The 21,054-nt window shown below is 35.9% G+C and carries 13 protein-coding genes; 11 read left to right on the top strand and 2 right to left on the bottom strand.

The window, feature by feature from the left end:
- Together ACXKY9_RS11110 and ACXKY9_RS11115 are read left to right on the top strand one after the other, a co-directional pair.
- Positions 1 to 1,158 carry an exonuclease SbcCD subunit D gene (locus ACXKY9_RS11110; RefSeq protein WP_000765148.1) on the top strand — a complete coding sequence of 386 codons (1,158 nt, stop codon included), beginning with the start codon at positions 1 to 3 and terminating at the stop codon, positions 1,156 to 1,158.
- Complete coding sequence (locus ACXKY9_RS11115) at positions 1,155 to 4,244, top strand: AAA family ATPase (RefSeq protein WP_001247417.1); 3,090 nt, start codon at positions 1,155 to 1,157, stop codon at positions 4,242 to 4,244. Before ACXKY9_RS11110 ends, ACXKY9_RS11115 begins: the two co-directional genes overlap by 4 nt.
- A gap of 107 nt (positions 4,245 to 4,351) precedes the next feature.
- On the opposite strand, the gene ACXKY9_RS11120 is transcribed toward ACXKY9_RS11115, so the two are convergent.
- Complete coding sequence (locus ACXKY9_RS11120; protein ID WP_001141667.1) at positions 4,352 to 4,525, bottom strand: hypothetical protein; 174 nt, start codon at positions 4,523 to 4,525, stop codon at positions 4,352 to 4,354.
- A gap of 336 nt (positions 4,526 to 4,861) precedes the next feature.
- Between ACXKY9_RS11120 and ACXKY9_RS11125 the strand changes: the two genes are divergently transcribed.
- Complete coding sequence (locus ACXKY9_RS11125; protein ID WP_000214801.1) at positions 4,862 to 5,161, top strand: ArsR/SmtB family transcription factor; 300 nt, start codon at positions 4,862 to 4,864, stop codon at positions 5,159 to 5,161.
- Positions 5,162 to 5,219: 58 nt separating this feature from the next.
- Here the strand turns inward: ACXKY9_RS11125 and ACXKY9_RS11130 are convergent, their stop codons facing one another.
- Positions 5,220 to 5,405, bottom strand: a complete 186-nt coding sequence (locus tag ACXKY9_RS11130) for a YkvS family protein (RefSeq protein WP_000646793.1) — start codon at positions 5,403 to 5,405, stop codon at positions 5,220 to 5,222.
- Between the two features lie 355 nt (positions 5,406 to 5,760).
- On the opposite strand from ACXKY9_RS11130, the gene ACXKY9_RS11135 reads away from it, so the two are divergent.
- The 8 genes from ACXKY9_RS11135 (at position 5,761) to ACXKY9_RS11170 (ending at position 21,001) form a co-directional block, all read left to right on the top strand.
- A complete protein-coding gene (locus tag ACXKY9_RS11135) occupies positions 5,761 to 6,963 on the top strand; it encodes an L-lactate MFS transporter (RefSeq protein ID WP_000750126.1) in 1,203 nt (400 codons plus the stop codon).
- Between the two features lie 638 nt (positions 6,964 to 7,601).
- Positions 7,602 to 8,387, top strand: a complete 786-nt coding sequence (gene dhbA, locus ACXKY9_RS11140) for a 2,3-dihydro-2,3-dihydroxybenzoate dehydrogenase (protein ID WP_001048428.1) — start codon at positions 7,602 to 7,604, stop codon at positions 8,385 to 8,387.
- 25 nt (positions 8,388 to 8,412) lie between these two features.
- Positions 8,413 to 9,612 (top strand): isochorismate synthase DhbC, encoded by a 1,200-nt coding sequence (gene dhbC / locus ACXKY9_RS11145; RefSeq protein WP_001002073.1) that lies wholly within the window; start codon positions 8,413 to 8,415, stop codon positions 9,610 to 9,612.
- A gap of 12 nt (positions 9,613 to 9,624) precedes the next feature.
- Positions 9,625 to 11,241, top strand: a complete 1,617-nt coding sequence (locus ACXKY9_RS11150) for a (2,3-dihydroxybenzoyl)adenylate synthase (protein WP_000960118.1) — start codon at positions 9,625 to 9,627, stop codon at positions 11,239 to 11,241.
- A 24-nt stretch (positions 11,242 to 11,265) separates the two neighbouring features.
- Entirely contained in the window at positions 11,266 to 12,159 is an 894-nt protein-coding gene (locus ACXKY9_RS11155) for an isochorismatase family protein (RefSeq protein ID WP_001007254.1), read from the top strand.
- Positions 12,160 to 12,192: 33 nt separating this feature from the next.
- Positions 12,193 to 19,350 (top strand): amino acid adenylation domain-containing protein, encoded by a 7,158-nt coding sequence (locus tag ACXKY9_RS11160; protein WP_001133923.1) that lies wholly within the window; start codon positions 12,193 to 12,195, stop codon positions 19,348 to 19,350.
- Positions 19,347 to 19,571, top strand: coding sequence for an MbtH family protein (locus ACXKY9_RS11165; RefSeq protein ID WP_000184059.1), 225 nt, complete (start codon positions 19,347 to 19,349; stop codon positions 19,569 to 19,571). Before ACXKY9_RS11160 ends, ACXKY9_RS11165 begins: the two co-directional genes overlap by 4 nt.
- Positions 19,571 to 21,001 (top strand): MDR family MFS transporter, encoded by a 1,431-nt coding sequence (locus ACXKY9_RS11170; RefSeq protein ID WP_000660199.1) that lies wholly within the window; start codon positions 19,571 to 19,573, stop codon positions 20,999 to 21,001. The genes ACXKY9_RS11165 and ACXKY9_RS11170 overlap by 1 nt, the downstream gene beginning before the upstream one ends.
- Positions 21,002 to 21,054: the final 53 nt, after the last annotated feature.

Here is a 21,054-nt window from a genome sequence, read left to right on the forward strand (position 1 = left end):
ATGAAGTTATTTCATACAGCGGATTGGCATTTAGGTAAGCTTGTTCATGGCGTGTATATGACTGAAGACCAAAAGATTGTATTAGATCAGTTTGTACAGGCTGTTGAAGAAGAAAAACCAGATGCTGTAATTATTGCAGGGGATTTATATGACCGAGCAATTCCACCTACAGAAGCAGTAGACTTATTAAATGATGTGCTGCAAAAAATAGTTATTGATTTACAAACACCAGTTATTGCGGTAGCTGGTAATCATGATAGTCCGGATCGTATCCATTTTGGAAGTAGTTTAATGAAAAAACAAGGATTACATATTGCAGGTCAATTTCAATTCCCGTATGAACCTGTCGTACTAAATGATGAATATGGAGAGGTTCACTTCCATCTAATACCGTATGCAGACCCAAGCATAGTAAGGCACGTGTTGAAAAATGAAGACGTACGTTCTCATGATGATGCGATGCGCATTTTTATGAATGAGCTCTCTGAAACGATGGATAAAGAAGCTAGACATGTATTTGTTGGACATGCATTTGTAACTTCTTCAGGAGAAGCGGAGGAGAATACAAGTGATGCAGAAAGACCACTTTCAATTGGTGGTGCTGAATATGTAAATAGTCATTATTTTGATAAGTTTCATTACACAGCGCTTGGACATTTACATCAAGCGCATTTCGTACGTAATGAGACGATTCGATATTCAGGTTCACCACTTGCCTATTCAATTTCTGAAGAGAAACATAAAAAAGGTTATTACATTGTAGAACTGAATGAAACTGGTGAAGTAGCAATTGAAAAAAGGTTACTTTCACCACGTCGTAAAATGCGAACAGTAGAAGCAAAAATAGATGAATTATTACAGCACCCAGCAAGTGAAGATTACGTATTTGTAAAATTATTAGACGAAAACCCTGTCTTACAGCCAATGGAGAAAATACGATCTGTATATCCAAATGCAATGCACGTTGAAAGAGCGATGCAAAGACGAGAACTCACAGATACAAATGAAGTAACTGTTTCAAGACATAAAACGGATGATTTATCTCTTTTAAAGGCTTTCTATAAAGAAATGAAGGGGTTAGATTTATCAGAAGAGAAAGAACGCCTATTTATAGATGTATTACAAACAGTGCAAGAATGGGAAGGTGAACGAGGATGAGACCGATTCAGCTTATTATGACAGCATTCGGGCCATATAAACAGAAAGAAATAATCGATTTTGAAGATCTTGGAGAACATCGTATTTTCGCTATTTCTGGGAATACAGGAGCTGGAAAAACAACGATTTTTGATGCGATTTGTTATGTGTTATATGGTGAGGCTAGTGGAGAAGAACGTAGTGATACGAGCATGCTTCGAAGTCAATTTGCTGATGATAATGTTTATACAAGTGTTGAATTAACCTTTCAGTTAAAAGGGAAACGCTATGAAATAAAACGACAACTTGGACATAAAAAACAAGGGAATAAGACTATTACAGGACATGCAGTAGAATTATATGAAGTTATTGATGGAGAAAACGTTCCAGCCGTCGATCGTTTTCATGTAACAGACGTAAACAAAAAAGTGGAAGATTTAATTGGGTTAAGTAAACATCAATTTAGCCAAATTGTTATGTTACCCCAAGGGGAATTCCGAAAACTATTAACATCTGAGACGGAAAACAAAGAAGAGATTTTACGTCGTATTTTTAAAACGGATCGTTATAAATTAATGCGTGAGTTACTTGATCAAAAGAGAAAACAATGGAAAGACGTCTTACAAGAAAAACAAAAAGAGAGAGAGCTCTATTTCCGTAATGTTTTTAAATTACCAATCCGTGATGGAGCATTATTAGAGACATTAGTGGCACAAGAACATGTAAATACGCATCAAGTAGTAGAAGCGTTAGAACAAGAAACAACCGTGTATAAGGCAGAGGTTGAGCAATTACAAGTAGAACAAGATGTTCAAACGAAGCAATTAAAGGATGCAGAAACACGTTTTCATGCAGCAAAATCTGTAAATGAGAAATTTATAGATTTACAACAAAAGAATGAGAAATATAACACTTTACAAGAGAACCGTGCAGCAATTGAAAGGAAAGAAAAATTCTTTAAACGTGCGGAACAAGCAAAGCGCTTATTACCATTTGAACAATGGTATGAAGAAGCGATGGAAAATGAGCAGAAAGCTGAAAGTTTGTTAAAACAGATAATCGTCAAACAAGAACAGATAATGAATAGCTTTGAACTTGCTCAGGAGAAGTATGAAGTAGTAAAGAATAAAGAAGCTGAACGAGAAGAGGCTAAAAAACTTGTTCAAAGATTAGAAGAGTTACAAGCGATCATTGAATCATTAGCTGAGAGAAAGCTGAATTTACAAAATGCCGAAATTCAAATAGGGAAATTAAAAGAAAGTATGCAAAAGTTAGATCAACAACTAGAAGAGCATACAAACCAAAAACAGAGAATGTGTGATGAATTGCAGCAATTAGAACAAGCACTTGAGCAATATGTAGCTAAAGTGGAAGAACTAACGAATATGCGAGAAGATGCAAAAGTTTTAAAACAAGCATATGATGTTTGGCAAGAAAAACAAAAATTCGAGCAAGAAAAAGAAGCGGTAAATAATAAAATGCAAGTGGCAGTTCGTGCATATGAAAACATGGAGCGCCGCTGGTTAAGTGAACAAGCTGGTATATTAGCTCTTCATTTACATGACGGTGAATCTTGTCCGGTATGTGGTAGTACGAATCATCCACAAAAAGCTACAGAGCAAAGTAATGCGATCGATGAAAAAGAGTTAAACGATTTAAGAGATAAGAAGAACATTGCTGAAAAATTACATGTGCAAGTAGAGGAGAAATGGAATTTCTATCAACTACAATATGAACAAGTGATAGAAGAAGTTGTGAAGCGCGGCTACAACTCCGAAAAATTAGTTGAAACATATAGTGCACTTGTTCAAAAAGGAAAACAATTAGCAGCAGACGTTAATACGTTAAAAGCAAGTGAAGAAACACGTAAGCAGATTGCTGCGAACATGAAAAGCGTAGAAGAAAAAATAGAAGAACTTCAGAAACAAAAACGAGAAGTGGAAACAATGCAGCACCGTACAGAAATGGAGTGTATGCAACTTCGTACGTCATATGAACATGATAAACGAAATATTCCAGAAAGCTTACAAACAGTACAAGCTTGGGAAGCGCAGTTTAATCAAGCTATGCAGGAACTTAGGTTAATGGAGGACGAATGGAAGAAAGTGCAGGAAGCGTATCAGCATTGGCAAAATGAAAATATACGTATTCAAGCTGAACAAAAAGGTGCTTCTAATCAATTTGAAAGTGCAAAATTAAAGAAAGAAGAGACTTTTGCACGCTTTATGAAAGAGCTAGAACAAAGTGGGTTTACAGATCAATTCACGTATAAAGAAGCCAAATTAAGCGATGCCGAGATGGAGATGTTACAAAAAGAAATTCAAGGTTATTATTCATCGCTTGAAGTACTTGCAAAACAAATTGAAGAGTTAAACGCAGAATTAAAAGATAAAGAGTATATGGATATTACATCTTTAGGTGAACACATAAAAGATCTAGAAATTAATCTTGATATAATTAAAGAAAAACGTCAACGTGCGCAAAATGCGGTAACATATATTTCTGATTTACATGAAAACATTAGACGTATTGACGAACAAATTCACGAGGAAGAAAAAGCCTTCCAAGAACTTGTTGATTTATATGAAGTAATGAAAGGTGATAACGAAAGTCGTATATCATTTGAACGTTACATCTTAATTGAGTATTTAGAACAAATTGTTCAAATCGCAAACGAACGACTACGTAAATTATCAAATGGACAATTTTATTTAAAACGAAGTGAGCGAGTTGAAAAAAGAAACCGTCAAAGTGGATTAGGTTTAGATGTGTACGATGCATACACTGGCCAAACACGCGATGTAAAAACACTATCCGGTGGAGAGAAATTTAACGCATCACTTTGCCTAGCGCTAGGAATGGCAGATGTCATTCAAGCATATGAAGGTGGTATTACTATCGAAACGATGTTCATCGATGAAGGGTTCGGTTCATTAGATGAAGAATCATTAACGAAAGCAGTAGATGCCTTAATTGACTTACAAAAATCAGGCCGATTTATCGGTGTCATCTCACACGTTCAAGAGCTGAAAAACGCAATGCCAGCTGTATTAGAAGTAACGAAGCAAAAGGATGGGTGTAGTCAGACTAGGTTTGTGGTGAAGTAAGCTTAGAAAATGGAGTAGGGAATCTACCGATACTTTTAGTGTCATATGTATGAATAATAAAACGTCGTCTCTTCATATTGGAGGCGACGTTTTATTTTATAAAATATCTATGAATTATCTGTAGAAGGCGGCGTATTCTCCAAACGATTATAAGTTTTAAAGGCTGAAATTGCTGAGATAACCCCGCCTACTAAAAATAAAGCGGATCCTCCAACTAAGATGATACGACTGACATATGTTTCCCGTGCTTCTTCGACTTCTTCTTGTAACGCTGTAGGCATATGAATCCCCCCTTTATAAAAGTTGTTTTATAAATAGTATATACAAACGCCTAAAATGTGTTAAAATAACTGATGATTTTATGCAGTGGGTAATTAGATGAGTAGGATGCGAGTGGCTAAGTAAATCTTCATCATAAATTTATGTGAACTTCACATAGAGCACATATTAACATTGTATTATGTATATGTACCAAATAAATAAATAAAGTGAATGTAAGTTCTGTTTTCAAAAATTTAAAATCCTTTTATTTCTATATGAAAGTTTTAATCAAGGGTTTTAAAAAATTTGGAAATAGATCTTATGAATATGGAATTCATATAAAAGGGGAATGTCTTATGACAACATATACGAGTGAAATGAGAAAAACTTTAGTTTCAGAAGAAGATGTAGATATTTTAAAAATTATGGCGCATCCAATCCGACTGCAAATTGTAAATGAATTAAGTACGAGAAAAACTTGTAATGTAACACAATTAACAGAGTTACTGAATATTCCGCAATCTACTGTTTCACAACATTTATCAAAAATGAAGGGTAAAGTGTTACGAGCAGAGAGAAGAGGTTTAGAAATTTATTATCATATTAACAATTTAAAAGCGAGTAAGATTGTTAATGTTTTAGGGTATATAAACTAGTGAAATATTTTTATATAAAATAGCCCCTGCTGTTGAGCAGGGGCTATTTTGTGTTGTTTTATGTATTTGTATTTAAAACTTTATAGTTTTTATGATTTACAATTGTTCGATCAAATTCAAAAGTACCACCGCTTACATTTGTAATTTCAACTAAGACCGATTCAGTATAAAGTTTTAATACAGATCCTGTAATCTTTAAATTATTTCGTTGAAAAAGTATAGTATCCCCTACGTTTGCTTTCATAGTACCTCCTCATTAAAGACAGAAATATTTTTTTATTATATATATTAAACCACGGATAGATATATTAGTGAATATTTAGTTTTATTTATTGGAAAAAAATTTGTGATTTTATAAAAAATAAGGTGGATTGAAGTATAAAAAATTTTTCTATTGTATTTAATCAGTAGTTTTTTGTATTTCATCCTTCGTTTTTTGTAACTGATTCCATGTTTTTGACGCTCTATCTTGTAAGTGCTTACATAAACAAAAACATCTTATACAATGAAGGTGTCAAATCAAAAGAGGTGACCAAAATGAACATAAAAAAAGTAAATTTAGCGAATAGCATTGAAATAGAAAGAGGAGGCGGAAAGGTATGAAAAAATCAACTGTTAATCCATGGCTTGTTGTCCTTGGCACAGTTATAGTACAAATGGGGCTTGGGACGATATATACATGGAGTTTATTCAATCAGCCTTTAGTTAGTAAATATGGTTGGAGTCTTAACGCTGTTGCGATAACTTTCTCAATTACTAGTCTTTCTTTAGCATTTTCAACTTTATTTGCGAGTAAATTGCAAGAAAAATGGGGACTTCGTAAACTTATTATGATAGCTGGATTAGCATTAGGACTAGGATTAATACTTAGTTCACAAGCATCCTCACTAATATTACTTTATGTACTAGCGGGAGTTGTTGTAGGTTATGCAGATGGTACAGCATATATCACTTCACTATCAAATTTAATAAAGTGGTTTCCAGAGCGTAAAGGTTTAATTGCTGGTATTTCTGTCTCTGCATATGGTTCAGGTAGCTTAATCTTTAAATACGTTAACGCACAGTTGATTGAATCAGTTGGTGTATCCCAAGCATTTATATACTGGGGTTTAATTGTTACAGCTATGATTGTAATTGGTGCTTGTTTAATCCATCAAGCTGCAGATCAAGGAGCAGTTCATGAAACAAAAACTGAGGAATACACAACGAAAGAAATGTTAGGCACAAAACAAGTATACTTATTATTTATCATGTTATTTACATCATGTATGAGTGGCTTATACTTAATTGGTATGGTAAAAGACATTGGTGTTCAACTTGTAGGACTTAGCGCAGCAACAGCAGCTAATGCGGTGGCTATGGTTGCAATCTTCAATACGTTAGGTCGTATCATTTTAGGACCGTTATCGGATAAAATTGGGCGTTTAAAAATCGTTACTGGTACTTTTGTTGTTATGGCGAGTTCAGTCTTAGTTCTAAGTTTTGTAGATTTAAATTATGGTATTTACTTCGTATGTGTAGCAAGTGTAGCGTTTTGCTTTGGTGGAAATATCACTATTTTCCCAGCTATTGTTGGTGATTTCTTCGGTATGAAAAACCATAGTAAGAACTACGGAATTGTGTATCAAGGATTTGGATTTGGGGCGCTTGCAGGTTCCTTTATCGGTGCACTTCTAGGTGGATTCAAACCAACGTTCATGGTAATAGGTGTATTATGTGTCGTGTCATTCATTATCGCAATTTTAATTCAAGCACCTAAGCAGAAAAAAGAAAAAGAAGAAGAGTATCGCAGCGTAGCATAAGTATATAAATCTTCTATAACAATATGATTACGAAAAAGCATCCTATTCTATTAATTAGGATGCTTTTTTTATGAGTTATTTTAACAAGGTTAAATTACTTTTATGATTTTCATAGATGTAAAAGTGAGTGAAATGCCTATTTGGATTATATTGAAATACAATAAATTGATACATCGTATTCGAAATATATATTAAATCTTAAATGACAAAAAAGACATTCATTAGTATTTGTAAGATATATTTTCAGAAAAATATTGAGAAAATATATACTTGAGTTTTTCATAAAGCATTGTAAATGAACGTATCTCTAGTTTAGTTTCTTCAATTTTAAAAAGAGGACTTTGAATTTTATTTATAATATAAGTACTTTTAATGCGTTTACATATGATTTTATTAAGAAGCATTAAAATGGTTTATCTGAAAAATAAAAAAAGATTGACAAGTTTATTGAGAAACATTATCATTTCGGTGTAAGATGGTAAATGAAAAACATTATCAATAAAATGGATTTTAAAGTAATGCGCACTTGACCAATTAGTTTAGTAAGTGTATTATTTTTTACAACACAACTGATAATGAAAATCAATATCATCGGTGTTACTTAATGAAATTAATGTTTATGTGAAAGGATAGAGAAAATGAACTTAGGGGAATTTGATGGGAAAACAGTTTTAGTAACAGGTGCAGCACAAGGCATAGGCAGTGTCGTTGCCAAAATGTTTTTAGAAAGAGGAGCCACAGTTATTGCGGTTGATCAAAATGAAGAGGGGTTAAATGTACTCTTAAATCAAAATGAATTAAACAATACACGTATGAAAACGTTTCGTTTAGATGTGAGTGATAGCGCCGCTGCTGAAGACATGGTAAATCATATTGCAAATGAAATAGCGCCAATAGATATTTTAATAAATGTTGCAGGGGTTTTACGTATGGGACCAATTCATTCGTTAAGTGATGAAGATTGGAATAAAACATTCTCTGTAAATACGACAGGGGTTTTCAATATGTCCCGAGCGGTAAGTAAAAATATGATGTTAAGAAAATCGGGGGCAATTGTTACAGTCGGTTCAAATGCGGCAAATACGCCAAGAATGGAGATGGCTGCGTATGCTGCGTCAAAGGCCGCAACGACGATGTTTATGAAATGTTTAGGACTAGAGCTTGCGGCATACAATATACGCTGCAACTTAGTTTCTCCAGGTTCTACTGAAACTGAGATGCAAAGATTACTATGGGCTGATGAGAATGGAGCTAAAAATATAATTGCTGGTTCTCAAAATACATATAGACTCGGAATTCCATTACAAAAAATTGCACAACCTTCAGAAGTTGCTGAAGCAGTGTTATTTTTAGCCTCAGATAGAGCAAGTCATATTACAATGCACAATTTATGTGTTGATGGCGGTGCTACGTTAGGAGTTTAATAAAAATTCAGGAGGTTATTATATTATGAATGAACATATAGCTGTAAAGGAATTGTCAGAAAAACTTTTAGAAGATTATAAGACTGAATCTTCATTCTTTTTCGCTTCACCAACTCGAACGATATTAGCAGAAGGAGAGTTTACTACAGTAAAGCATCGTGAAATTGAAAGTTTCCCAGAGCTTGTTCAAGCGAAATTAAGTAATGCGAAACAAGCTGGAAATCCAAATCCTATCGTTGTGGGTGCTTTGCCATTTGATCGTAGAAAAGAAGTCCAACTCATCGTACCAGAATATAGCAGAATTTCTGAGCGTTTACAATTGGATACAACAAATCAGCTTGAAACAAATGAGAATGTAACATTTGAAATGACACCAGTGCCAGACCCTGAAGTATATATGAATGGTGTGAAGCAAGGAATTGAAAAAATACAGGACGGTGATTTAAAGAAAATCGTTCTATCCAGATCGTTAGATGTTAAATCTTCCGAAAAGATTGATAAGCAAAAACTTCTGCGAGAATTAGCAGAGCATAATAAGCATGGTTATACATTTTCTGTAAATTTACCGAAAGATGAAAAAGAGAACAGTAAGACGCTAATTGGAGCAAGCCCTGAATTACTTGTTTCACGTAATGGTATGCAAGTTATTTCTAACCCGTTAGCTGGTTCAAGGCCACGTAGTGAGGACCCAGTAGAAGATAAAAGAAGAGCAGAGGAATTACTTTCTTCGCCAAAAGATTTACATGAACATGCGGTAGTAGTTGAAGCGGTTGCCGCTGCACTTCGTCCGTATTGTCATACATTACATGTTCCAGAAAAGCCATCAGTTATTCATAGTGAAGCGATGTGGCATTTGTCTACAGAAGTGAAAGGTGAACTTAAGGATCCAAATACTTCTTCTTTACAATTAGCAATTGCCCTTCATCCTACGCCAGCAGTTTGCGGAACTCCGATGGAAAAAGCAAGAGAAGCTATACAGCATATTGAGCCATTTGACCGCGAGTTCTTTACAGGAATGCTAGGATGGAGCGATTTAAATGGAGATGGAGAATGGATTGTTACAATTCGTTGTGCTGAAGTACAAGAAAATACACTTCGTTTATATGCAGGAGCTGGAGTTGTTGCTGAGTCAAAACCAGAAGATGAGTTAGCAGAAACATCAGCTAAGTTCCAAACAATGCTAAAAGCTTTAGGGTTAAGAGATAGTTCACTTAATGAAAAATAGGGGGAAGAAAGAATGCTAGTAGGTTATACAGAATGGCCAAAAGAATTTGCCGATCGTTACCGAGAAGCAGGATGTTGGCTTGGTGAAACATTTGGAGGAGTGTTAAGAGAGCGGGCTGAGAAATATGGAGATCGAATCGCGGTTGTAAGTGGTAAGAAGCATATAACATATAGTGAACTTAATAAAAAGGTAGATCGTTTAGCAGCAGGTTTACTGAATTTAGGAATAAAGAAAGAGGACAGAGTTGTAATCCAGTTACCTAACATTATCGAGTTTTTCGAAATATGTTTTGCACTATTTCGAATTGGAGCGCTTCCTGTCTTTGCACTACCTTCACATCGAAGCAGTGAAATTAGTTATTTTTGTGAGTTTGGCGAGGCGAGCGCTTACGTTATTTCAGATAAGGCTCTCGGTTTTGATTATCGAAAATTAGCAAGAGAAGTGAAAGAGAAAGTGCCAACTTTACAACATGTAATTGTAGTGGGAGAAGAAGAAGAGTTTGTGAACATAAATGATCTGTATATGGATCCCGTCTCATTACCAGAAGTTCAGCCAAGTGATGTTGCATTTCTCCAATTATCAGGAGGCACAACAGGTCTTTCTAAATTAATTCCTAGAACACATGATGACTATATTTATAGTTTACGTGTTAGCGCTGAAATTTGTAATTTGAATGCAGAAAGCGTCTATATGGCAGTTCTTCCAGTAGCACACAATTACCCAATGAGTTCTCCAGGGACATTTGGAACTTTCTATGCGGGTGGAAAAGTGGTATTGGCAACTGGTGGTAGTCCAGATGAGGCCTTTGCTCTTATCGAAAAAGAAAAAGTTACAATTACAGCGCTCGTTCCGCCATTAGCAATGATTTGGCTTGATGCTGCATCTTCTCGTAATGCCGATTTATCAAGCCTAGAGATTATTCAAGTAGGTGGTGCTAAGTTTAGCGCTGAGGTTGCAAAACGTATACGTCCTACATTTGGATGTACGTTACAGCAAGTGTTCGGTATGGCGGAAGGATTAGTGAACTATACAAGATTAGATGATCCGGAAGAATTTATTATTTATACACAAGGTAGACCAATGTCTGCACTCGATGAAGTACGAGTTGTTGATGAAAATGACAACGATGTACAACCTGGCGAAGTAGGTAGTTTATTAACAAGAGGTCCATATACAATTCGTGGTTACTATAAAGCCGAAGAGCATAATGCACGATCATTTACAAAGGATGGATTTTATCGCACAGGTGATCTTGTAAAAGTAAATGAACAAGGATACATCATTGTAGAAGGAAGAGATAAAGATCAAATTAACCGCGGTGGTGAGAAAGTTGCTGCGGAAGAAGTTGAAAATCATCTATTAGCACACGATGCGGTCCATGACGTAGCAATTGTATCTATGCCTGACGATTATTTAGGTGAACGCACCTGTGCTTTTGTTATAGCTCGCGGACAAGTTCCAGCAGTAAGTGAATTAAAAATGTTTTTAAGAGAACGTGGTATAGCGGCTTATAAAATTCCAGATCGAATTGAATTTATTGAAGCATTCCCGCAAACAGGAGTCGGAAAAGTCAGCAAAAAAGAACTACGTAAAGTCATTGCTGAAAAGCTTATTACAGTAAAACAATAATAAAAACCGGAAGGAAGTGATTAGATGGCTATCCCATCTATTTCAGTATATAAAATGCCAATTGAATCAGAACTACCAAAAAATAAAGTGAATTGGACGCCAGATCCGAAACGTGCAGTACTTTTAATTCATGACATGCAAGAATATTTTCTTGATGCATATAGCGATAAAGAATCACCAAAAGTAGAACTTATTTCAAATATAAAAATGATAAGAGAAAAATGTAAGGAACTTGGTATACCAGTTGTTTATACAGCACAACCTGGTGGGCAAACGTTAGAACAACGAGGTTTATTACAAGACTTTTGGGGTGACGGTATACCTGCTGGACCAGATAAAAAGAAAATTGTTGATGAACTTACTCCTGATGAGGATGATATATTCCTCACAAAATGGAGATATAGTGCATTTAAAAAGACAAATCTATTAGAAATTTTAAATGAACAAGGAAAAGATCAACTCATTATTTGCGGTATTTATGCGCATATTGGCTGTCTTTTAACAGCTTGTGAAGCATTTATGGATGGTATAGAGCCGTTCTTTGTAGCAGATGCAGTTGCTGATTTTTCACTAGAGCATCATAAACAAGCATTGAAGTATGCATCTAATAGATGTGCAGTAACGACATCAACAAACCTACTGTTAAACGATTTACAAAGTGTAAAAGATGATGAGAGTGAAGGAATCACTATACAGGAAGTGCATGAACTAGTTGCACAACTACTTCGTGAGCCAGTAGAGAGTATTGATATTGATGAGGACTTATTAAATAGAGGGCTTGATTCGGTCAGAATTATGAGTTTAGTAGAGAAGTGGCGTCGTGAAGGGAAAGAAATCACTTTTGCACATTTAGCAGAACGTCCAACTGTTGCAGGTTGGTACAGTTTACTATCTTCACAAACAGCACAGGTGCTGTAACAAATAGACTACATAATAAAGGGGTAGTAAAGAATGCCTAACAGTCAAAAGATTCGTCATTCGTTATCATCTGCGCAGTCTGGTATGTGGTTTGCGCAACAATTAGATCCGCTTAATCCAATTTACAATACTGGGGAATATGTAGAAATAAACGGAAATATTCATCAAGAAATTTTCGAATTAGCTGTACGTAAAGTTGTAATGGAAGCAGAAGCACTTCATGTTCGCTTCGAGGAGGATGAAATTGGCGCATGGCAAGTTATTGAAGAATCACAGTTTCATATGCATTTTATTGACGTTCGTAAAGAAGAAAATCCTGAAGAAGCTGCTAAAGTATGGATGAAAAATGATTTATCTATGCCAGTCGATTTGAAAAAAGATACATTATTTACTGAAGCACTTATTCAAGTTGAAAATAATCGTTTCTTTTGGTATCAGCGCATCCATCACATTGTGATGGATGGCTATGGATTTTCACTTCTTAGCCAAAAAGTGGCGAATGAGTATACATCACTTATAGAAGAAACAAACAAGAATGAAAAGCCGTTTGGTTCTCTTACAAAAGTCGTGCAAGAAGATATTGAGTATCGTGAGTCTAAAAAATTTCAGGAAGATCGTACTTTTTGGTTAGAAAAATTTGCGGATGAACCAGAAGTTGTAAGCTTGGCAGAGCGAGCACCGAGAACATCAAATGGATTTTCACGAGAAACAGCTTATTTATCTAGTTCTAGCACGAAAACTTTATTAGAAGATATCAATATTTCGTTAACAAGTTGGCCGGAATTCATTGTCGCTGTAACAAGTATTTATATGCATAAGTTAACAGGTGCAAATGATATTGTTTTAGGTTTACCGATGATGGGACGTCTAGGTTCGGTATCTATTCATACACCAAGTATGGTAATGAATTTAGTGCCACTTCGTATTACAGTAACTCCAAATATAACTCTTGCGGAATTATTGCAGCAAGTTTCTAAAGAAATCCGAGATGTACGTCGCCATTATAAATACCGTCATGAGGAATTAAGAAGAGACTTAAAGTTACTAGGTGAAAATCAAAGGTTGTTTGGACCGTTAGTGAATGTTATACCTTTTGATTACGGGCTAAATTTTGCTGGGAATCGTGGTATTACGCATAATTTATCAGCAGGACCTGTCGATGATTTATCAATAAATGTATATAAACGTTTTGATCAAAATGAGCTAATGATTCATTTTGATGCAAATCCTGAAGTATATAATGGCGCGGAGCTAGCATTGCATAAAGAAAGATTTATGAGTCTATTTGAATTAGTAGTAAATAATTATGAGAAAAACGAGTCGATTGGAAAAATAAACATTACTCTGCCTGAAGAAAATCATAAAGTTTTATTGGAATGGAATGAAACGAAGGAAGACGATGAGTTAATCAGTCTGCCTATATCATTTGAAAAACAAGTGCAAAAAAATCCCAATAAACTAGCCATTACTTGTGACGGTGTAAACCTTACGTATAAAGAGCTAAATGAACGAGCGAATGAACTAGCACATTATTTAGTAGAAGAAGGAATACGACCAAACCAATTTGTAGCTTTAGTATTCCCTAGATCAATAGAAATGGTAGTTAGTATGCTAGCAGTCTTAAAGGCTGGTGCAGCGTATTTACCAATAGATCCAGAATACCCAGCAGAAAGAATTAATTATATAGTAAATGATGCAAAACCAGTTTGTATCATAACATATTCATCTGTTTCATCTAAGTTAGTTATAGAAAATGATATGAAAAAAATTGTATTAGATGAAGAAGAAACGAAACTAGCGTTACATACATATTCTCGTATGAATATAGCATGTAAGAATGATGTATCACTTTTAAACCCAGCCTATACAATATATACTTCAGGCTCAACAGGAAACCCAAAAGGTGTAATTGTTCCTATGAGAGGTTTAAGTAACTTTTTAATGGCTATGCAACAAAAGTTTTCATTAAATGAAAATGATCATTTATTAGCAGTTACAACGTTTGCGTTTGATATTTCTGCTCTAGAAATTTATTTACCTCTTATTAGTGGTGCAAGTTTAACAATTGCGCAAAAAGAAGACATACAAGAGCCATCAGCATTAACGACACTTTTACAAGAAGAAAGAGTGACCATTATGCAGGCTACACCGACGCTTTGGCAGGCGTTAGTAACTGATTATCCAGAGAAGCTACAAGGGCTAAATATACTAGTTGGTGGTGAAGCTCTTCCAGCGCATTTAGCAAATAAATTAAAAGAATTAGGTTGCTCAATAACTAATTTATATGGACCAACTGAAACGACGATTTGGTCTACTTTTATGAACATTGATGAAGGTGAAAAGGGTATACCTCCTATTGGAAAGCCAATTTGCAATACAGAAGTGTATGTATTGGATGCAGGGTTACAACCAGTTCCACCTGGAGTTATTGGGGAATTATATATTGCAGGGGAGGGACTTGCAAGCGGATATTTAGGAAAACCTGAGTTAACAGCTGAACGGTTTATTGCAAATCCTTATGGAGAATCAGGGAAGCGCATGTACCGTACAGGAGATCTTGTGAAATGGCGTAGTGATGGTGCGTTAGAGTACATTAGTCGCGCAGATCATCAAATTAAAATTCGTGGATTCCGAATTGAATTAGCTGAAATTGAAACGGTATTACAACGACATGAAAATATTCAACAAGCGGTAGTAATGGTACGAGAAGATCGTCCAAATGATAAACGCATCATTGCGTATATCGTTGCAGAAGAAAAGGAACCGATTAATCTTTCAGAAATTCGTTCTTATGTTTCAGAAAGTTTAGCGAATTATATGATACCATCGGCATTTGTTGTGCTAGAAGAATTACCATTAACGCCAAATGGTAAGGTTGACAGAAAGAAATTACCTGCTCCTGATTTTAATGGAATGCACAATGAGAGAGTTGCTAGAAATCCGAAAGAAGAAATATTATGTGATTTATTTGCAGAAGTACTTGGTGTTTCTCGAATTAGCATTGATGATAATTTCTTTGAAATGGGTGGACATTCACTTCTCGCATCTCGTTTAATGGCAAGGATTCGTGAAACGTTAAGTGTGGAATTAGGAATCGGGAAACTATTTGAATCACCAACTGTTGCCGAACTGGCGAAACAATTAAACGATGCAAAAAGTGCAAGACCAGCTATTCAGAAAGCAAGTAGGCCAAATGAAGTTCCACTTTCATTTGCACAGCGCAGGTTATGGTTCTTAAATTGTTTAGAAGGTCCAAGTCCTACTTATAATATTCCGCTAGTCATTCGTATGAATGGAATATTGAATCGGGAAGCATTACAAGGTGCTTTTTATGATGTAGTTGAGAAACATGAAACACTTAGAACAATTTTCCCTAACGTATTAGGTAGTTCCTATCAGAGAATTTTAGATATGGAAAACTTAAATCTAGAAATGGTTATAACTAATACATGTAAAGATGAATTAGAAAGTGTACTTTCAGAGGCGGTAAGATATAGCTTTAACCTCGATTTTGAGCCGGCAGTTCGTTTACAACTTTTTACAGTGAGTGAAAACGAACATGTATTATTAATTTTATTACATCATATTGTAGGTGATGGCTGGTCATTACAGCCGTTAACGAGAGACTTTGCAGCGTCGTATAAAGCGCGATGTCAAGGTGACAGAGTTCAGCTGGAGACACTACCAGTTCAATACGCAGATTATGCACTTTGGCAACAGCAATTGCTAGGTGATGAAACGACACCAGAGAGTCTTATTTCAACACAATTAGATTTTTGGAAAGAAGAACTTAAAGGTTTACCAGACCAAATGGAGTTACCTACAGATTTCCAGCGTCCAATTGAGACGAGTTACCGCGGGGAAACAATTCATTTTCATATAGATGAAGGTATGCATAGTAGGTTAGTAGAGCTTGCACGTAAAAATGGAGTTAGTTTGTTTATGGTATTGCAAGCAGGGCTTAGTGCACTATTTACAAGATTAGGTGCAGGCACTGATATACCAATTGGAAGTCCGATTGCTGGAAGAAATGATGATGTACTTTCAGATATTGTTGGTTTATTTGTAAATACATTAGTGTTACGTACAAATACGTCAGGAGATCCAAGTTTTAAAGAATTATTAAATAGAGTGAAGCAGGTAAATCTTGCAGCTTATGAAAATCAAGATGTTCCATTTGAAAGGCTTGTTGAAGTGTTAAATCCAGTACGTACTCGAAACAGCCACCCGTTGTTTCAAGTTATGTTAGCTTTTCAAAATACACCAGAAGCAACGTTTCATGTACCAGGTTTAGAAGCGAGCCTTGAAATTCAAAGCGTCGGTTCTGCAAAATTTGATTTAACATTTGAAATTAGTGAGAGTAACGGGGTTGATGGTACTCCGAACGGTTTACATGGATTACTAGAGTTTAGTACCGATTTATATAAACGTGAAACGGTTCAAAAACTAATAGAACGATTCATTTTGTTATTAGATGATGCAGCTACAAATCCGGATCAATCAATTGGCAGATTAGAAATATTAACTGTAGCAGAGAAAAATACAGTGTTAGAAAAGTGGAATGGTGGTTTTCAAATTGCACCAGAAATGACATTGCCACAATTGTTTGAAAAGCAGGTTCATATAAATCCAAATTCTATTGCTGTTGTCTTTGAAGATAAGAAATTAACTTATAAAGAGTTAAATAGAAAAGCAAATAAAATAGCTCGATTCCTAATAGCAAAAGGGATTGGTCCTGATCAACTCGTTGCTTTAGCGATGCCAAGATCATTAAACATGGTTGTAAGCTTATTAGCTGTTCTTAAAGCTGGTGCTGGATACCTTCCGTTAGATCCAGATTACCCAGCAGACCGCATTTCATTTATGCTACACGATGCGAAACCAACATGTGTTTTAACGAATTCAGAAGTGGAATTTGAATGTGATGAGGCACTAAAAGTTTTAGTTGATGATGTAAAAGTAATAGCAGAAGTTGAGAAATATAGTGAAGAAAATATTGATGAAGTAGAACGCATTAAGCCATTATCTCCATCACATATTGCTTACGTTATTTATACGTCAGGCTCAACGGGTAGACCGAAAGGCGTTATGATACCTCATCAAAATGTAGTAAGACTTTTAGGAGCAACTGATCATTGGTTCCAGTTTGACGGAAACGATGTTTGGACGATGTTCCATTCATACGCTTTTGATTTCTCTGTTTGGGAAATTTGGGGACCTTTATTATACGGAGGGCGTTTAGTTGTAGTGCCACATACTGTAAGTCGCTCACCGAAAGAATTTTTACAGCTTCTTGTTAAAGAAAAGGTTACGGTTTTAAACCAAACTCCATCAGCGTTCTATCAATTGATGCAAGCAGATCGTGAAAATGAAGAGATTGGCCAAAAATTATCTTTACGATATGTTGTTTTTGGAGGAGAAGCACTTGAGCTAAGTCGCTTAGAAGATTGGTATAGTCGACATCCTCATAACGCACCAAAGCTTATTAATATGTACGGTATTACGGAGACGACAGTACATGTTAGTTATATTGAATTAGATGAAACTATCGTCTCTTTACGAGCAAATAGTTTAATTGGGTGCAGTATACCTGACCTTAAAGTGTATGTGTTAGACAACTATTTACAACCAGTGCCACCTGGAGTAGTTGGAGAAATGTATGTTGCAGGTGCAGGGCTTGCGCGTGGATATTTAGGAAGAGCAGGATTAACGGCTGAACGCTTTATCGCAGATCCATTTGGCAAGCCAGGTACAAGAATGTATCGTACAGGAGACTTAGCTCGCTGGCGTAAAGATGGGACGCTAGATTATATAGGACGTGCAGATCATCAAATCAAAATTCGTGGGTTCCGAATTGAATTAGGAGAAATAGAAGCAGTCATAATGAAGCACCCTAAAGTTGAGCAAGTAGCCGTTATTGTACGGGAAGATCAACCAGGGGATAAACGGTTAGTTTCTTATATCGTTGCATCAAATAATGAAGCGATTGATACGAATGAAATGCGTCAGTTTGCTAGTGGTAGTTTACCAGATTATATGGTTCCATACGCTTTTGTAGTAGTAAATGAGTTACCTTTAACTCCAAACGGTAAATTAGATAGAAAGGTATTGCCAGCTCCAGAATTTATCGCATCATCTTCTAGTCGTGGTCCAAGAACACCGCAAGAAGAAATGTTATGTGACTTGTTTACAGAAGTGCTAAGTGTACCTCAAATTGGAATTGATGACGGATTCTTTGATCTTGGTGGCCATTCACTCCTTGCAGTGCAGCTTATGAGCCGCATGAAAGAGGCGCTTGGAGTGGAACTAAATATTGGCACTTTATTTGCAGCACCGACTGTTGCAGGGTTAGCTGAAAGACTTGAGATGGGGAATGGTCAAAGTGCACTTGATGTGTTGCTTCCATTACGAGCAAGCGGGGATCAATTACCACTATTTTGTGTACATCCAGCAGGTGGATTAAGTTGGTGCTATGCAGGACTTATGAAATCTTTAGGAACAGATTATCCAATCTATGGTGTACAAGCACGTGGTATCGCTAAAAATGAAGAACTTCCAAAAAGTTTAGAGGAGATGGCGGCGGATTACTTGAAACACGTTCGTGAAGTACAGCCTCATGGACCATATCGTTTATTAGGTTGGTCGCTTGGAGGAAATGTTGTGCATGCAATGGCAGCGCAATTACAAAATGAAGGGGAAGAAGTAGAATTACTCGTTATGCTTGATTCTTATCCTGGACACTTCTTACCGAATACGGAAGCGCCTACTGAAGAGGAAGCGTTAATCGCATTACTTGCTTTAGGCGGATATGACCCAGATAACATGGATGGTAAACCACTTACAATGGAAAGTGCAGTTGAAATCCTTCGTAAAGATGGAAGTGCATTAGCAAGTCTTGAAGAAGAGACTATATTGAACTTGAAAGAAACATATGTAAATTCAGTAGGGTTGTTAGGGAAATATGTACCGAAAGTTTATAACGGAGATATCTTATTCTTTAGATCTACTGTTATACCAGACTGGTTTGATCCTATTTCTCCAAATACGTGGTTAAATTATTTAGATGGGCAAATTGTGCAGCACGATGTTGATTGTAGACATAAAGATCTATGTCAGCCAGGTCCACTTACGGAAATTGGACAAGTATTAGCGAAATATTTGCAGAATAAGAAAGGGGTAAGTAGAGTATGACGAATCCATTTGAAAATGATAATTACACATATAAAGTATTAATAAATGAGGAGGGCCAGTATTCTCTCTGGCCTGCTTTTCTCGATGTACCTATTGGCTGGAATGTCGTATATGAAGAAGCTAGTAGGCAGAGTTGCTTAGAATATGTTGAATATAACTGGAAAGATTTGAATCCACAAGGTAATCAAGTTCGCGAAAAAACATTAGTAGGAAAACGATAATGAAAGAAAAACTAAATCCAAAAGTAGTTGTAAGTATCGTTTATATAACTGCGATGTTTATGGCTGCGATGGACGCAACGATTGTAAATGTAGCACTGCAAACGATAAGTAGAGAACTACAAGTACCTCCATCTGCAATGGGGACGGTGAATGTTGGGTATTTAGTTAGTTTAGCTGTTTTCCTTCCGATTTCTGGTTGGTTAGGAGATCGTTTTGGTACGAAAAGAGTATTTTTAATTGCTCTTTTCGTATTTACAATTGCATCTGCTTTATGCGGAATGGCTAACGATATTACTTCATTGAATATTTTCCGTATTATTCAAGGTGCTGGCGGAGGGCTTTTAACACCGGTTGGAATGGCGATGTTATTTCGAACATTTTCACCCGAGGAAAGACCGAAGATTTCCCGGTTCATTATACTTCCAATTGCTGTAGCACCAGCAATTGGTCCTATCATCGGTGGTTTCTTTGTAGATCAAATGTCTTGGCGTTGGGCATTTTATATTAATCTACCGTTTGGAATCGTTGCATTGCTATTTGGACTTCTATTTTTAGCAGAACATGTTGAAAAATCAGCTGGTCGCTTTGATTCGCTCGGCTTTATTTTATCAGCACCAGGATTTGCGATGCTCATATATGCACTCAGTCAGGGACCATCAAAAGGGTGGATTTCTCCAGAAATTATGAGTACTGGGATAGCTGGGGTTGTATTCATTACATTGTTTATAATTGTAGAACTGAAAGTAAAGCAACCGATGTTAGATTTACGCTTATTAAAAGAACCAGTCTTTAGAAAGATGAGCATTATATCATTATTTTCATCAGCTGGTTTATTAGGAATGTTATTTGTTTTTCCTCTTATGTATCAAAATGTGATAGGAGTTTCTGCACTGGAATCAGGACTTACGACATTTCCAGAGGCGATTGGATTAATGATTTCTTCACAAATTGTACCATGGTCATATAAGAAATTAGGAGCTCGAAAGGTAATTTCTATTGGATTAATATGTACGGCGGTTATATTTGTTTTATTGAGTTTTGTAAATCACGATACGAATCCGTGGCAAATCCGGGCATTATTGTTTGGTATCGGTATTTTCTTAGGTCAATCTGTCGGTGCGGTTCAATTTTCTGCCTTTAACAATATCACGCCGCCTTCTATGGGGAGAGCGACTACTATATTCAATGTGCAAAATCGACTAGGTTCAGCAATAGGAGTAGCGTTTTTAGCTAGTATACTAGCTGTTTTTGGAGGTAATAACGTTCAATCCGATTTTTTACCATATCAAGCAGCATTAATTGGGTCAGCAATATTTTTGCTCATAGCACTACTATTTTCTTTACGTATTTCCGATAAAGAGGTAATGTCAAAGAAGAAAGAAAAAACATTATCTGTATCAGAAAAAGAGAAAGTACTTGTCAATGAATAACAATATACGTATGCTTTTTTATGAAAATTGATATTCGTTGAATAAAGGAGAGT

The organism is Bacillus sp. 2175 (assembly GCF_057812155.1).

Excerpts from the sequence above, each read along its gene's own strand:
- ACXKY9_RS11170 (WP_000660199.1), top strand. The coding sequence starts at position 19,571 with ATGAAAGAAAAACTAAATCCAAAAGTAGTTGTAAGTATCGTTTATATA.
- ACXKY9_RS11110 (WP_000765148.1), top strand. The coding sequence starts at position 1 with ATGAAGTTATTTCATACAGCGGATTGGCATTTAGGTAAGCTTGTTCAT.
- dhbC (WP_001002073.1), top strand. The coding sequence starts at position 8,413 with ATGAATGAACATATAGCTGTAAAGGAATTGTCAGAAAAACTTTTAGAA.
- ACXKY9_RS11165 (WP_000184059.1), top strand. The coding sequence starts at position 19,347 with ATGACGAATCCATTTGAAAATGATAATTACACATATAAAGTATTAATA.
- ACXKY9_RS11160 (WP_001133923.1), top strand. The coding sequence starts at position 12,193 with ATGCCTAACAGTCAAAAGATTCGTCATTCGTTATCATCTGCGCAGTCT.
- ACXKY9_RS11135 (WP_000750126.1), top strand. The coding sequence starts at position 5,761 with ATGAAAAAATCAACTGTTAATCCATGGCTTGTTGTCCTTGGCACAGTT.
- ACXKY9_RS11120 (WP_001141667.1), bottom strand. The coding sequence starts at position 4,525 with ATGCCTACAGCGTTACAAGAAGAAGTCGAAGAAGCACGGGAAACATAT.
- dhbA (WP_001048428.1), top strand. The coding sequence starts at position 7,602 with ATGAACTTAGGGGAATTTGATGGGAAAACAGTTTTAGTAACAGGTGCA.
- ACXKY9_RS11115 (WP_001247417.1), top strand. The coding sequence starts at position 1,155 with ATGAGACCGATTCAGCTTATTATGACAGCATTCGGGCCATATAAACAG.
- ACXKY9_RS11130 (WP_000646793.1), bottom strand. The coding sequence starts at position 5,405 with ATGAAAGCAAACGTAGGGGATACTATACTTTTTCAACGAAATAATTTA.
- ACXKY9_RS11150 (WP_000960118.1), top strand. The coding sequence starts at position 9,625 with ATGCTAGTAGGTTATACAGAATGGCCAAAAGAATTTGCCGATCGTTAC.
- ACXKY9_RS11155 (WP_001007254.1), top strand. The coding sequence starts at position 11,266 with ATGGCTATCCCATCTATTTCAGTATATAAAATGCCAATTGAATCAGAA.
- ACXKY9_RS11125 (WP_000214801.1), top strand. The coding sequence starts at position 4,862 with ATGACAACATATACGAGTGAAATGAGAAAAACTTTAGTTTCAGAAGAA.